This is a genomic window from Paenibacillus pinisoli, assembly GCF_003605435.1.
Lineage (GTDB): Bacteria > Bacillota > Bacilli > Paenibacillales > Paenibacillaceae > Pristimantibacillus > Pristimantibacillus pinisoli.
On sequence record NZ_QXQB01000003.1, the window covers coordinates 581,954 to 595,480 of the forward strand.

At 46.7% G+C, this 13,527-nt stretch carries 14 protein-coding genes; 3 read left to right on the forward strand and 11 right to left on the reverse strand.

What is annotated here, in order from left to right; genetic code table 11:
* Positions 1 to 25: 25 nt before the first annotated feature.
* The 7 genes from D3P09_RS15940 to D3P09_RS15970 form a co-directional block, all read right to left on the reverse strand.
* Positions 26 to 2,350 (reverse strand): ABC transporter permease, encoded by a 2,325-nt coding sequence (locus tag D3P09_RS15940; RefSeq protein ID WP_120111930.1) that lies wholly within the window; start codon positions 2,348 to 2,350, stop codon positions 26 to 28.
* Positions 2,350 to 3,054 (reverse strand): ABC transporter ATP-binding protein, encoded by a 705-nt coding sequence (locus D3P09_RS15945; RefSeq protein WP_120111933.1) that lies wholly within the window; start codon positions 3,052 to 3,054, stop codon positions 2,350 to 2,352. The genes D3P09_RS15940 and D3P09_RS15945 overlap by 1 nt, the downstream gene beginning before the upstream one ends.
* Positions 3,055 to 3,251: 197 nt before the next feature.
* Positions 3,252 to 3,959: a transglutaminase-like domain-containing protein gene (locus D3P09_RS15950; RefSeq protein WP_120111935.1), complete on the reverse strand. Its 708-nt coding sequence runs from the start codon at positions 3,957 to 3,959 to the stop codon at positions 3,252 to 3,254.
* A 29-nt stretch (positions 3,960 to 3,988) separates the two neighbouring features.
* Positions 3,989 to 4,753 carry an AraC family transcriptional regulator gene (locus D3P09_RS15955; RefSeq protein WP_120111938.1) on the reverse strand — a complete coding sequence of 255 codons (765 nt, stop codon included), beginning with the start codon at positions 4,751 to 4,753 and terminating at the stop codon, positions 3,989 to 3,991.
* Between the two features lie 77 nt (positions 4,754 to 4,830).
* The gene (locus tag D3P09_RS15960; protein WP_120111941.1) at positions 4,831 to 5,631 is read right to left on the reverse strand and encodes a sensor domain-containing protein; all 801 of its coding nucleotides are present in this window, start codon (positions 5,629 to 5,631) and stop codon (positions 4,831 to 4,833) included.
* Between the two features lie 114 nt (positions 5,632 to 5,745).
* A complete protein-coding gene (locus D3P09_RS15965; RefSeq protein ID WP_120111944.1) occupies positions 5,746 to 6,927 on the reverse strand; it encodes an MFS transporter in 1,182 nt (393 codons plus the stop codon).
* A 215-nt stretch (positions 6,928 to 7,142) separates the two neighbouring features.
* On the reverse strand, positions 7,143 to 7,373 hold the full coding sequence (locus D3P09_RS15970) for a hypothetical protein (RefSeq protein ID WP_133305015.1): 231 nt from the start codon (positions 7,371 to 7,373) through the stop codon (positions 7,143 to 7,145).
* A gap of 209 nt (positions 7,374 to 7,582) precedes the next feature.
* Here D3P09_RS15970 and D3P09_RS15975 point away from each other — a divergent pair, with 209 nt between their 5' ends.
* Positions 7,583 to 8,662: a DUF418 domain-containing protein gene (locus D3P09_RS15975; protein WP_120111949.1), complete on the forward strand. Its 1,080-nt coding sequence runs from the start codon at positions 7,583 to 7,585 to the stop codon at positions 8,660 to 8,662.
* A 74-nt stretch (positions 8,663 to 8,736) separates the two neighbouring features.
* On the opposite strand, the gene D3P09_RS15980 is transcribed toward D3P09_RS15975, so the two are convergent.
* From D3P09_RS15980 to D3P09_RS15990, 3 genes are all read right to left on the reverse strand, one after another.
* Complete coding sequence (locus D3P09_RS15980; protein ID WP_120111952.1) at positions 8,737 to 9,270, reverse strand: GNAT family N-acetyltransferase; 534 nt, start codon at positions 9,268 to 9,270, stop codon at positions 8,737 to 8,739.
* Between the two features lie 162 nt (positions 9,271 to 9,432).
* Complete coding sequence (gene yidD, locus D3P09_RS27915) at positions 9,433 to 9,942, reverse strand: membrane protein insertion efficiency factor YidD (RefSeq protein ID WP_207892503.1); 510 nt, start codon at positions 9,940 to 9,942, stop codon at positions 9,433 to 9,435.
* A 71-nt stretch (positions 9,943 to 10,013) separates the two neighbouring features.
* Positions 10,014 to 10,232: a DUF4177 domain-containing protein gene (locus D3P09_RS15990; protein ID WP_120111954.1), complete on the reverse strand. Its 219-nt coding sequence runs from the start codon at positions 10,230 to 10,232 to the stop codon at positions 10,014 to 10,016.
* Positions 10,233 to 10,589: 357 nt separating this feature from the next.
* Here D3P09_RS15990 and D3P09_RS15995 point away from each other — a divergent pair, with 357 nt between their 5' ends.
* A complete protein-coding gene (locus D3P09_RS15995) occupies positions 10,590 to 11,342 on the forward strand; it encodes a WecB/TagA/CpsF family glycosyltransferase (protein ID WP_341538292.1) in 753 nt (250 codons plus the stop codon).
* Between the two features lie 725 nt (positions 11,343 to 12,067).
* Here the strand turns inward: D3P09_RS15995 and D3P09_RS16000 are convergent.
* The gene (locus D3P09_RS16000; protein ID WP_120112519.1) at positions 12,068 to 12,631 is read right to left on the reverse strand and encodes a DUF4256 domain-containing protein; all 564 of its coding nucleotides are present in this window, start codon (positions 12,629 to 12,631) and stop codon (positions 12,068 to 12,070) included.
* A gap of 171 nt (positions 12,632 to 12,802) precedes the next feature.
* Here D3P09_RS16000 and D3P09_RS16005 point away from each other — a divergent pair, with 171 nt between their 5' ends.
* Positions 12,803 to 13,504: a CatB-related O-acetyltransferase gene (locus D3P09_RS16005; protein ID WP_120111961.1), complete on the forward strand. Its 702-nt coding sequence runs from the start codon at positions 12,803 to 12,805 to the stop codon at positions 13,502 to 13,504.
* The last annotated feature ends 23 nt before the right edge of the window (positions 13,505 to 13,527 follow it).

Sequence of the window (13,527 nt, forward strand, 5' to 3'; positions counted from 1 at the left end):
CTCTTTTGCATTTTCGCGCAGCGAGTTACTCTACGCTTTTTAACGATTCAATCATGTGGATGCGGTTCACTTTCCTCCTCAACAGCATGCTGGATAGCATGGTAAGCAAGAACGCGAGAATAATTGAAATCAGCATGTTCACCATGTTCAATTGGTCCGGGATTTGCTGATGGGCACTAGACAGCGCCCTTACAATGATTGCATAAACATAGCCGCTGACCGGAAGGGCCACAAGGACTGCGAATGTGGTAAGAATAATATTTTCAAAAAATATAAGCCTGTTTATTTTATGTTTGGGATAGCCTAATACCTTAAGCGTTGCAAGCTCACGATTCCTTTCATAGATGTTGATGGAAGAGATCGTATAGATGGCGCCAAAGGAAAGCATGACTGCACTAATAATAAACATGATGAATACAAAGCTGTTCTGCTGCAAAATATATTGGGCTGATTTTTTTAAATCGCTTTTATCGGCAATAGCGTCAACTTGTTGGTCTTGTTCAAAGAAGCTGCGGATGCTTGCCAGATCCGCCGATCTGCCGGTTTGAATGAATAGTGAGGTTGGACTGTAATTTACGCCAAAGCTCCGTATATAGTCTGGCGTGCTGTAAAGTGAAGGATTCGAATACTGATTGGATATATTCAGTACCTTCATATCCACAGCTTGATTGTTCAGCCCTGGCGCAGTGAACTTGATTGGAATGATATCTCCTACTGAAATCTGATGTTTGTCGGCATAGGACTTGGGCATGAGCACACCATGATCCTCCAAAGCGATTCTGCTGTCATTTTCATCAAAGAAATGAACGAGGCTGTTTGCCTTGTCTGTAACAATTAATGTTGCTTGTTCTCGTTCATTATTTTTTTCGAATTCAACAGGAAAGGCAGATAAGGAGTATCTCTCTTTAATACCAGAGGGCAATTGGACTGATGCTAGCGAAGTTCCCGCCTTATAATCTACTCTTAGATCATAGGTATACACATCTTCAATCTGGTTGGCTACCTTCAGCAAAGCCGATTGTGTGCCGAAGGCCGTTATTAATAACACTGTGCTTATGACAACGCCAATGGAGCTAGCCAGAGCTTTTTGCTTATTTAAAAACAGGTTTCTCAATATGAGCTTGTAGCTGTAGGGAATCCGGCTCCAAAGTCCGGGGATTCTCTCTGCCAGCAGCCGCTTCATCTTCTTCGGCGGTTTCGGGCGCATGGCCTGGGCTGCACGCTCTTTTAATATGGCTCTGCCGCTTAAGTAACAGGCCGCGATTCCGAATGCGCTGGAGAAAATAATGGGAGGAAAGATCGAATAGAAAGAAAGAGAAAACGTAATATCGGGCAGCGAGTAGGCCCTTGCATTAGACACCGTTACGAATGGAATAAATACAGTAGCTGCAATCGCACAACCTATGATTGAGCCTATTATGCCTACCAGCACTGGATACCCCATGTAATGCAGCATAATGCTTCTGTTTTTCACACCCAAAGCCTTCATGATGCCCACTTGTTTTCTTTGCGAATCGATAACACGCGACATAACAAGAAACAGGATAATCGCTTCAATCAAAAAGAGAACCAGAGGTATAACCTTGCTCATTAATTTATTGTTATGTATCGTTTGCTGGATCTGAGAATAGTTGAACGTACGTTCCTTGCTTACCTGCTCCACATAATCGAGTTCCTTGGAATGCGCTTCAATGGATTGGCCCAAATCAGCCGTGTCAAAACCCTCCTGGGCTGTTATCATGATCTCATTATAGTAAAAGCCGCCTGCGATTGCGGATATCGTCTCTTCGGCAATATAACCTACCCCATAGGTTTTATGGTCTTGGATGTCGTTCTTTTTGGCATGCTCCACATTCTCGCCCAAGCCGCTAATGGTAAGCGTGATGTCTTGCTCATTCGTTCTGAGACTGATTGGGTCTCCGATCTGAAAGTGATGCTCCTCAGCATAGCGGGAATCCAATAAAATTTCGCCATCTTTTGACGGGATGCTGCCTTCAATCAGAGCAGGCGTGTTTATTTCATTTTGTGCCGGGATCGAATGAATTTTTATAGCGGCCTTATAACTATCAAAGGCTTGCTCGGCATCAAAGGTATAGCGCCCTTCTAGTTTCTTAATGCCTTCCAGCCTGCTTAATCGGGCCGCATCCTCCTTGGATATTTGACTGTAATAGACATTCAGATCGCTAAGACGATGTTCTTCAAAATAATGCTCCGTATAAGTGCTAAGATTATCGCTATACGTTACCAGCCCCGCATAGAAAAAAGCGCCTACAGCGATAACCAAAACCAACGCGATCGTTTGGCCAATAGATTGCTTAATATCCCTCAGCAGCTTTAATAACAGCTTCATCACCACTCAATCCCCTCAACGCTTTGTTTCTTAGGATTGATCATCACGCTTTCGATCTTTCCGCTTTTAACCTTTATAATCTTATCTGCCATAGGAGCAATAGCAGAATTATGCGTGACTAGGACAATGCACTTCTTCGTCTCCGTGTTCAAGTCTTGAAGGAGCTTGAGGACAGATTTGCCTGTCACGTAATCCAGAGCCCCGGTTGGCTCGTCACAAAGCAAGAGCAGAGGATTTTTGGCAATGGCCCTAGCGATAGCCACTCTTTGCTGCTCGCCTCCCGAGAGCTGGGAAGGGAAGTTACGGATACGATCCGATAATCCAACCTTATGTAAGATGTCTTGGGCATCCAGATGGTCCTTGCAAACTTCAGCGGCAAATTCAACATTCTCCAGAGCGTTAAGATTGGGTATCAAGTTGTAGAATTGAAAAACAAAGCCCACTTTCTCGCCGCGATACTCGGTTAATTTTTTTTCACTGAGCTGTGATATTTCCTGTCCGCCGACAAACACTTGTCCCGAGGTTGCCGTATCCATGCCGCCAAGAATATTCAAGATGGTGCTTTTTCCAGCCCCGCTTGCTCCCAGAACAACAACAAATTCCCCCTCCGATATGGAAAAGTCCACGCCATTCAGAGCCTTGATCGGCACTTCTCCGATTTGATATTCTTTCGTTACTTTTTTGAATTCAATCAGCGTTTTCACTTAGGACATCTCCCCGCATACTATAATCGACTATCTGGATTTAAGTACCATATTATAGAAATTAAAAAATACTGCATCCTGCAGCCGATGTATTTTGGTATCCGTCCCCGGAAGGAGCTTGACCAAAGTGGATCCGATCTCTCGCAAAAAAAAGAAGCAGCCGCTTAATGGCTGCTCCATCTCCTGTTGTGCATTGCTTATTCTATTTCTCCTTGCCTGATTCGCCTGACGTTTCGGTTCATCAGATGCCGTACGACTCGGCTAAACATCATTTTTTTGAGCGGACTCAGCCTTTGCTGGTGAACGGAGAAGAACGCATCTGGACTATCGTAAATCCCAAAGTCCCGTACAATTCCTTCCTTCTGCACGTATGTATCGTTTTCATCCCAATAAATGTCCGGATTTTGGAAATTATCGGTAGCAACACCGTACCCGCAGAACGAGCCTGTACACTGGCCGAATTTTTGCTGCAGCTTAGTTAAATATGGAATGTCCAAAATAAACCCTTCGATATTCAACCACTTGCCGTTATAATGCACTTCAACCCAGCTGTGTACGATTTCCTGGGGCGACAATCGATAGTACCATCCTTTCATCGCACCCTTTTGAAGTTTTTTATCTATGGTAAATCCATGCATACGGCAGGGCACCCCAACACCCCTTAGCAAGGCCATAAAAAGGATCCCCTTTGTATTGCACTGACCATAGCCATCCCGCAGCACTTCCGATGCTGAAATCGTATCCTTACGATTATAGCCAAACAGGATCTCGTCACGGACGTAATTATAAATGCCAAGAATTTGTTCTTTCTTGGGCAGACGGTCCCATTGGCGACTGTTAATGACTTGCTGGATGGATGGATAAGTGTAATTCAGCAAGTCTGTTTCCTGCAAGTATGCTTTCATTGGAAACACCTCCTGCACCCATTGTAAGGTCAATGCAGACAGGAAACTTGCAAAAAGACGCTATCCTTGCGAATATCCTTCGCCGTCATCCCCAGCAGCCTCTTGCTGGTGGCAGCCAGATGCGATGGGCTGTCAAACCCTGCCGCCATAGCCGCATCCGTTATGCTAAGCCCTTTGAAAATAAAATAGGTTGCCTTCTGAAGCTTGTGCAGCAGCATGTATCCGCTAAGCGGTATGCCTGTATTTTCTTTGAACAGATGCGACAATCTGCTGTTGGACAACCCCAGGCTTCGGGCATATTGACCAACGGAGTGCTCAGAATCGGTGCATTCTTTCACGAGCCCTATGAACTCCCTTATCCTAGGATCGGCAATAGCTGTGTTCAGGTGTTCCACGCCCAATAGCTTCATAAGCTGTTCCAGAAAAGAAAGATAGCTCTCGCTATCCTTAACATTGGGGTACTCTCTGGGCACATATTCGCGAATGCCCTTCATCTGCTCCGGCGGAAGCACTTCATACTTTCGATCGCCAATTAATCGCTTAAAGCTTGCCGCCATATCAGAGGTGCTGTCCATAAGGAGCAGCAGCAAAGGGTGTCCCGATCCTTCCAGACGATGAGCAACGTTGGAATTGATGACAATGCCGGAGCACCTCAAGCTCCGCCCTTCTACATCAATTTCAAATTCGCCCTCCAAGGATAGGGTCACCTGCAAAAAAGAGTGCTGATGCTCTTCCGCCGCAATCGCATCGGATAGCACCAGCAAGTGATGTTCCGCCCCATACAAAATCATCATCGTCCAATCACCCCATGCCCTATTCTACTAGCCTTTATTTTTTCTGTCTAACTTAGCCGCGCAAAAAAAGAGAGCCCTTAAGGCTCTCTATAAGCTGGCTGCATTAACCCTTTAGCAGGTTCATTCACTGGCTGATCATCATAATATTGCATCGGATACGGCGATTGCATTGGATTTCGCAATGGCGCTGTCGGCTGCTGCGCGGTTTGATACGGCTCATCCACATACATGAGTCTGCGCTGAATTTGCATAAGCCCGTTCACGACGCGAAGCGCGATCCAAAACATGACAAGGCCAATGCCTGCGTACAGCATATATTGCTGATTATAGGTCCAATCGATATGGAAATAGCTGAATAGGCTATTCTCCAAAATATCGAGCTGAATTTCATTCATCAAGACGATATGCACGACTGGAAGGGCAATAAGCCCAATTCCTAGTGAAAGCGCCGTTACCATAATCACAAAGAATACAATGCCTGTTACAAATCTCAGCAGGATGAGCATCAGGTTTCGAATGAACAGCCCGCTGTCAAAACCTCTAACCATTCGAATAAACCAGCTATACCCGGCTTCAGTCTCTCGATTGTTGCTATGCGTAACAGGAGCTGCCGGCAAACCCAAAATGTGACGAATCATGCTTTGTTCAAAATTCACAATTCCGTTCAACATTTTAGCGACTCCAAAAAACAGAGGTATGCCGATAAATATTGGCGTTAAACCGATCGATAGCGCCAGCCCCGTTACCGCTACTGTAAAATAGAGAATCCCTAACGGGAGAGATAGCAATAAATAAAGAATCGTTGCATAGGTTTTGGGATTAAAGAGCACCCAGTTCACTTTGCCTGTCGGCGCGGCGGCCGCTTCTGTTGCCTTCATATTCGAACACTTCCTTTGGATTCATAAATTCACGCTCAAAGTTATAAATCCATTGTAACCGCCTTATTCCATCGTTATAACCGTCTTAGGAAGTGTCTGAACCTAGCCTTAAGGCTAGGAGCTGGCGAGCACCTTCCTCAATCGGCTTCCCGAGAGGATGCTGCTCACGAGCAGTACGAATCCGCCAAACAGATAAGGCAAGTTGACTTGGACTTCAAATAAAATCCCTGCCAGCATCGGCCCAAATATCATGCCAAGGCTCGTATACGCATTATTCATCCCTGCCACAAACCCTTGTTCATCTCCAGCCACTTTGGACAGCAGCGTATTGATCGTGGGACGCAAAATATTGGTGAAGGTAAAGAAAAGCATCGTAACCGCCATCACATAATAGAAATGGCCGGAGAATAACAAGAGCACAAGGGATACCGCCGACAGCAGCAGCATGGCGCCGATGATCCGTTTTTCGCCAAATCGCTGTGTGATCCGGTCGGTCAACAAGAGCTGATTCAACGTGCCGATGAGCGAGCATACGGTCAGCAATATAGCGATCTGACGCGTTGAGAATCCATAGACCTGTACGACAAATAGCGGGAAAATCGCTTCAAAATGCGTTAAACCGAAGGTCATGGCGAAAACAATCAGCAGCAGGACAAAGTAGCGAGTACGAACCGAAAGCACAATTTGCCGGAACACATTCTCCTTCTTTTCCTTCACTTGCTGACGCATCCTGCGAATGTCCGCCGACAGCGATTCCGGCAATCCCCATAGACTGCAAAGCATCGCCAGCAGCCCTACACATGCGGATACATAGAATGGCGCCTTGATGCCCCATTCCGCAAGCAGTCCGCCGACCCCCGGTCCGATAATAAACCCGGATGTCATCGACGCGCCTAACCAGGACATAGACTTGCTGCGCTGATCGGCTGTAGTAATGTCGGCAATATACGCAATAATGGACGGGATTAAGGCTGCTGAGCCTACTCCGCCGATCAATCGCGATACGAATAATAAAGTGAGATCACTTGCTAATGCTGCGAGCAGGTTGGAGAGTCCGAACAGGATCAAACCGATAATAATCATCGGCTTACGGCCGTAACGGTCTGATAAATTGCCTGCAAGGGGCGAGAATAAAAACTGGGTCAGGCCGAAGCAAGCAACCAAATAACCCGCGGCCTGTCCGCTTGCCGAAAACATCTCGAGAAGCTCCGGCACGATCGGAATGACAAGACCCATACTTAGATTAGCGAGGAACATATTCAACAACAGTAATGGGAACGCTGACTTCTTTAACATGAAGGACCACCTATACGATTGATTAAAAGCACGGCACGAAGCGGAGACTGAATACCCGTCCCCTTTCTAACCGCATTTGTATATGTTAGCATGCCGCTCTCGACAATCCTAATATAAAAAACATTGGCGGACGTAATTTTTTTGATATACATAGGGAAGCTTCTATACGAAAAGAGAACGCCCCTGAGTTGAAGGGACGTTCTCTGACACACTGCTTATAGCGTATAAATTTGCGTTACCTTGCCATTCGTAAAGGCGACATATTGACTGCCGTAGCCCCACACTTCAATCGTTGTCTTCTCGCTCGTTAATTTGGAGATATCATTAGGCCGTCCCCATGAAAACTCCACTTGCGTCTTGTCCATGCCGATTGAAATTTTGGATGCTTTGATAGATTGCCATGTTGAGGCTGACCAGTTGTACTTCTTGTACGGATCATAAGACAAGAAAGTATACGGATCATTCAGAACGCGAGAGACAAAGTCCCTCGACATAATATCGGATTGAAGCGTATTCCCTTTGGCATCCTTAAAGACTACTTGGAAATTGTCGCTGCCTACTGGATTTTTGCTGAATTCTGGAGATGCTTGACCTTAGGCCTGGCCTAAGCTGTATCGTGGGTTTTATACCTTACACGAACAGAGGATGAAGCGGAATGAACCAGTTGAAAACACGGATAACAGCCCTTGACTACACAAGAGCTTGGGCAATCTTTGGCATGATAATCGTCAACTATAAGCTTGCCATGCAAGCAGGGAACGGCGGATCGGAGCTGTTGCAGAAGATCGCTGGATTATTGGAAGGAAGGGCGTCCGCCCTGTTTGTCCTGCTCGCCGGTATCGGGGTGTCGCTCATGACCACGAAAGCCCGGATGGCAAAAAATGAAGAGCAGATTCGGCGCAATCGGTACAGCCTATATAAAAGGGCGGCTTTTCTGTTGGCGGCCGGCATGGCCTTGCTGCTGCTTGACTGGAACGCTGATATTTTGCATTACTACGCGGTGTTCCTCGTTGCAGCATCGCTGCTTATAACAGCGCCAGATAAACGTTTATTGGGACTGTTTATCTTTGTCTTGGTCACTGCGCAGTTGTTGTTAGTCCTATTCGATTACACTAAGGGATGGGACGCGGGCTTTCAGTCGTACGCAGGCTTCTGGACAGCAGAAGGCTTCACCCGCAATCTGATGTTTAACGGCTTCCATCCATTCTTTCCTTGGTTCGGCTTCTTCCTTATTGGCATGTGGATAGGCAGAAAAGGATGGCTGAGTCCTCAGCACCGTTTGAAAGTGTTGCTTTATTCCTTATCAGGGGCCGTTGTGATTGAATCTCTTTCATACTTTTTGATCAAGCTTATCTCTCCTGTTCTGGGAAACGAGGCCGCGATTTTTCTATTCGGGACAAAGCCGATGCCGCCTACCATGCTATATGTGCTCTCCGGTATTTGTACCGCTGTGGCCTTCCTTGCGCTCTGCCTATATACAGTAGAGAAATTCGATCAATCTATCCTGACCCAAGCGATGATTCATACCGGGCAGCTCTCCTTGTCCCACTATGTTGGCCATATCGTGCTTGGTCTGGGGCTGCTTGAATTTGCCGGCTATTTGGAGAATGGCAGCCTGGAGTTTGCAATGGCTTACGGAAGCTTATACTTTGCAGCGGCTATCGTCTTCTCGCATTGGTGGCGAAAGCGAATGGCAAGAGGACCGATCGAGTGGGCCATGAGGAAACTAGGCTAGGTGCTGTGGAGTGCTTGAAAAAAGAAACCTCTCGCTTCTTGAACTAGATGCTCAAGACGGGAGAGGTTTGGTTATTATTCATCCGCTGCAAGCTTGGAATAGATGCTAATATCCTTAAACTTGCCCTTTATTTTTTCGTACTGTCTGAGTGTGCCTTCGTGCGTAAAGCGCAGCTTCTGCAGAACTTTTATGGAACCCGCATTTTCAGGCTCTACCTTGGCCTCAACCCGATTCAGCTTCAAAGCCGAAAAGGCGTACTCTAACAATGTACCGACAGCCTCCGTTGCGTAGCCTTTGCCCCAATAGTCTTTGGCAATGTCGTAACCGATCTCTGCCTTGGCATGCTCCATATCCAGGAAGTTGTACCCGCCAGAGCCAATGATCTGACCGGACTCCTTCTCCATTATGGTGAAACGAATCGCTTGGTCATCCTCAGAGAGACTATTTAGGAACCGAATCATTTCCCTGGCCTGGCTCTCATCTGTAAATTGATCGATATTCATAAATTCGGTAACATCCGGATCAGACCAAATGCGGAACAAACTGGCCGAGTCCGAAGGATCCATTTTGCGCAAATAAAGGCGTTCTGTGTGCAGCTCTGGGTTCAATGTTGTGCCTCCAATACGAATACTGTTATTTCATTTTAACACATTGATCTATAGCAACCGTAATTTCACCCTGGGTGAACTCATTTCAGTCTATCTCCTTAAAAACAAAACAGGCTATCTCCCCATTTAGAAATAGCCCGTTTCGGTTTTACCGCTTTTGCATTACGGCCAATCATAGCCGCCGCCTTGAGGATTACAGCGCTTGAGCCGCTGTATTCCCTTGCGTGTACCTTTAAATGCACCATACTGAGATACCGCAAGAATCATATACTCGGAGCAGGAAGGCTCGAATCTACAACGATTGCGTATGTAGTCAGGTGCAAAATGCTGATAAAGACGTACGATACAAAGGATAATTCTTTTAAGGCGTACAATGCAATATCCTAATGTGAACATCGCTGCAATAAACATCGCTGTCCAACGAGCCGCCCCCCAATATCTTGTCAGGTAAAAGACACCTGCAGCTGCCAGCAACACCACTATGATATGGAGAAACAGCGCCCCCCACTGGATTGCCGGTCTAACAAGCGTCCGTTGGTAATGGACACTTCTTGGATCACCCGCATCCCCTTCAGGAAAGAGAGCTTGAATGAGCATGTTTTTGTCAGGATGATCGCCATAATGGGCCTTCGTTTCTTTGAGTTCCGATTGCAGAATTCGTTCATTATGCATCTGTATTTTCTCCATAAATATATTCACACAGTGGCTTTCACTATATTAATTTCTCTATGAAAAAATACGGCTTACTCTTGGACAAAAATGAGCATATAATAGTTGGTAGGGGTAGCTTGCTGAAAACAGCCCGGCTTCTCTGTTACCGTAATAGTTTCCATCGAATGATACTCCCAGCCATGTTGAGCCTCGTTATTAATGATATCGGCAAAAAGATTGAATGCTGCCTGAGTATCTCCTTTGCCAACCTGTACGTTTTTTGGACCAGCTACTGCTTTATACCTCTTCATTTAAAAACCTCCATTGTCATTTAAATTATGTGAAGTCATTTATTACTCTTTTAAAAATAATTATGTATATCCTGTATAGGTCAGTGGTCGGAGGTAAATCGAACCATCTATACATGATTTTACATTGAATCGGCATAATTTCAAGCAATATTATGAAAAAAATGTCGATTAACCAAGAAAGACGTTCTCCTTCGCTCTGTCCTTCTAACCTTATATACGTGAGGCAGCAGAGTATTTTTATAGAAACATTGCTAGTTGAGAGAGTAGGATCGCACTTAATACAAATTTGGCATTACTTCCAATTTTGTAAATCTTTTTAGTAAAATCAAACTATACTCTACATATGGAAAGGTGCGTATGATGAAAGGTACTGTAAACATTTTGGGAGTGCCCTTCTCCAAGCTGACGCTCAACGAGACAGTCGAGGAATTAACCGACCATATTCAACAAGAACAGCCGAAGCTGTATCATCTGATAACCGCGAATCCTGAAATTACGATTACCCACCAAACGGACAAGCTGCTTCAGACGATTGTGAAAGAGGCCGATTTGATAACGCCTGATGGAATTGGAATCGTCATGGCTGCAAAGCGCAAGGGCGACCCCGTCCCTGAGCGTGTCACAGGGTATGATCTGCTGCTCCGTCTGCTGGAGAGAGGGAACAAAGAGAACTGGAGCTTCTACTTTCTCGGTACTGATGAGGAGACCAGCCTTAAAGCTGTGCAAGAGATAAGTAGTCGCTATCCGAATGTAGTAGTTGCCGGACGGCATCACGGCTTCTTCTCCGAGGGCCAAGAATCGGGCATCCTGCAAGGCATTGGGCATTTGAAGCCCGATGTGCTGATTATCGCCATGGGAGCGCCTTACACGGACAAATGGATCTATAAAAATAAAGCTAACCTTACTAACGTTAGGGTTGCATTTGGCGTCGGAGGAAGCTTGGATGTCATCGCCGGCAAGGTCACGGCTACGCCAGCGATCTGGAAGAAGCTCAATCTGGAATGGCTTCACCGGCTGCTTACCGTCCCTGTAGCGAAGGGGCAAAAATCTCGCTGGCGGCGTCAATCTGCGTTGCCCAAGTTTTTTTACCGGGCAATTATTCGGAAGTAATCCCTAAGAATACATTGATTGGGGCTGCCCAAACGTTACCTTCTGGGACAGTTTCGTGTGAGCGGAGAGGAAAACTACGCTGCATCACGAGAAACTCGGCTTAGAGCGTGCGGGCAGGGTGGAAAACGGGCTGCATCGCGAGAAACTCGGCTTAGAGCGTGCGAGTCGGGGGGAAAGCATGCTGCATCACGAGTAACTCGGCTTAGAGCATGCGGGCCGGGTGGAAAACGGGCTGCATCACGAGAAACTCGGCTTAGAGTGTACGAGCCGGGTGAGAAGTCGGCTGCATCTCGAGAATCTCGGCTTAGAGCGTGCGAGTCGGGGGGAAAGCATGCTGCATCTCGAGAATCTCGGCTTAGAGCGTGCGAGCCGGGGGGGAAAGCGGGCTGCATCGCGAGAAACTCGGCTTAGAGCGTACGAGCCGGGTGGAGAAGTCGGCTACAAGCCGAGAAACTCGGCTTAGAGCGTGCGAGTCGGGGGGAAAGCATGCTGCATCACGAGTAACTCGGCTTAGAGCATGCGAGCCGGGGGGAAAGCGGGCTGCATCTCGAGTAACTCGGCTTAGAGCTCTCCCCACAGCTGCCACTCAATAGCCTCCACCCCGCAAAAGCAAAAAAGAAGCCTTCAAATCCACTGTAACCGTGGGTTTGAAGGCTTTTTCCATCAACGTTTGAGAATGACGTATCCGTTGCTTCCCGCATGGGACAGGCCCATCTGAGTAAATATCAAATTCTCAGCGACCCGCGAAAGCCCCTTGCAGCATAATAAGACTCTGCCCCGTTGTGGTACACAAAGACAGTGTCATAGCGGCGGTCGCAAAAGAGGGCCCCGCCGAGCTTTCTAATAGGAGCAGGTGTAATCACCCAGCTCGAGGATTTGGCATCAAAATTCCCAAGCTCCTGCAGCGACCGGTATTGCGCTTCCGTTAACAGCTCAATGCCCATCTCGGAAGCCATTCCCACCGCACTATTGGCTGGCTTATGCTCCTTCCTCGACTCCAGCGCCGCCTGGTCGTAGCACAGGCTTCTACGGCCTTTCGGGCTTTCCGCCGAACAATCATAGAAGAAATATTCACCTGTTTTATTCTCATAATGAACGACATCCGGCTCGCCGCCCGTTCTCTCCATCTCATTAAGCGACCACAGCTTTCCGGCGTTTGCCTCAAGCTTCGCTTGTACACTCGCCCATTCCATACCCTCATGACGGTTCATGTTTTTCTCAAACCGGGCTTTCAATGCTTTGAATAAGGCTTCGCGTTGTTCTGCTGTAATTTCATTTTTACTCGCCATGGTAATGACTCCCTTCGAATTGACCTGCAAAAGATTCGTTGTTACAATGTCCCCATCAACAGGAAAAGGATGAGGACGATGATACGTCGTTTGAAACGGTTTAAGAATGTTGCCATTGTACATGGCTTCTAAGTAAAAAGAAATTCATTTACTTGGAAGCGAGGAATCGACATGACACAGCATCGGTTTAACCATTGGTCGGAAATCAAATATTTGAAGGATATCGTCACCAATCCAATGATTGAAGTAGGGGAATACTCCTATTACTCCGGGTATTATGATCAGCATGATTTTGAAGATGGATGCGTCAGATACCTGTGGGGCGACGAAAAATCAAGAAAGTTGTTTAATCCCGCCGAAGACTACGGCTGGGTTTTAGATAAATTAATTATAGGAAATTATGTATGTATTGCAAGCGGCGTCGTTATCCTAATGGGTGGAAATCACAATCATCGTTCGGATTGGATTACCGTATATCCGTTTGTGGAGCAGATTGCTGCCTCTTATGAGCCCAAAGGGGATACCATCATTGAAAGCGATGCCTGGATTGGCATGAACGCCATGATTATGCCCGGCGTGAGAATTGGCGAGGGAGCCATTGTGGCAGCGGGATCAGTGGTAATTAAAGATGTCCCGCCCTATACGATCGTAGGCGGCAATCCTGCCAAGGAGATCAAGAAACGCTTCACAGATCAAGAAATCGAATGGTTAATGGAGATGCGCTGGTACGACTGGGACCGCAAGGATATTGAACGGGCCGGCCACATCTTATCAAGCTCTTCTATCCATCGGTTGTATGATTTCTATCAAAGGGAAATAAGACCGTGCCCAACTAACGGAAACGATAATGAATTGGATTTAACCAGAACTTAATATGGCGTATTAAAAGCCGCTCT

What these genes read in the sequence shown, in the direction of transcription:
- D3P09_RS15940 (WP_120111930.1), bottom strand. Translation starts at nt 2,350, where the DNA reads ATGAAGCTGTTATTAAAGCTGCTGAGGGATATTAAGCAATCTATTGGC.
- D3P09_RS15950 (WP_120111935.1), bottom strand. Translation starts at nt 3,959, where the DNA reads ATGAAAGCATACTTGCAGGAAACAGACTTGCTGAATTACACTTATCCA.
- D3P09_RS15955 (WP_120111938.1), bottom strand. Translation starts at nt 4,753, where the DNA reads ATGATGATTTTGTATGGGGCGGAACATCACTTGCTGGTGCTATCCGAT.
- D3P09_RS15960 (WP_120111941.1), bottom strand. Translation starts at nt 5,631, where the DNA reads ATGAAGGCAACAGAAGCGGCCGCCGCGCCGACAGGCAAAGTGAACTGG.
- D3P09_RS15965 (WP_120111944.1), bottom strand. Translation starts at nt 6,927, where the DNA reads ATGTTAAAGAAGTCAGCGTTCCCATTACTGTTGTTGAATATGTTCCTC.
- D3P09_RS15975 (WP_120111949.1), top strand. Translation starts at nt 7,583, where the DNA reads ATGAACCAGTTGAAAACACGGATAACAGCCCTTGACTACACAAGAGCT.
- yidD (WP_207892503.1), bottom strand. Translation starts at nt 9,942, where the DNA reads ATGCATAATGAACGAATTCTGCAATCGGAACTCAAAGAAACGAAGGCC.
- D3P09_RS15990 (WP_120111954.1), bottom strand. Translation starts at nt 10,232, where the DNA reads ATGAAGAGGTATAAAGCAGTAGCTGGTCCAAAAAACGTACAGGTTGGC.
- D3P09_RS15995 (WP_341538292.1), top strand. Translation starts at nt 10,590, where the DNA reads ATGATGAAAGGTACTGTAAACATTTTGGGAGTGCCCTTCTCCAAGCTG.
- D3P09_RS16000 (WP_120112519.1), bottom strand. Translation starts at nt 12,631, where the DNA reads ATGGCGAGTAAAAATGAAATTACAGCAGAACAACGCGAAGCCTTATTC.
- D3P09_RS16005 (WP_120111961.1), top strand. Translation starts at nt 12,803, where the DNA reads ATGACACAGCATCGGTTTAACCATTGGTCGGAAATCAAATATTTGAAG.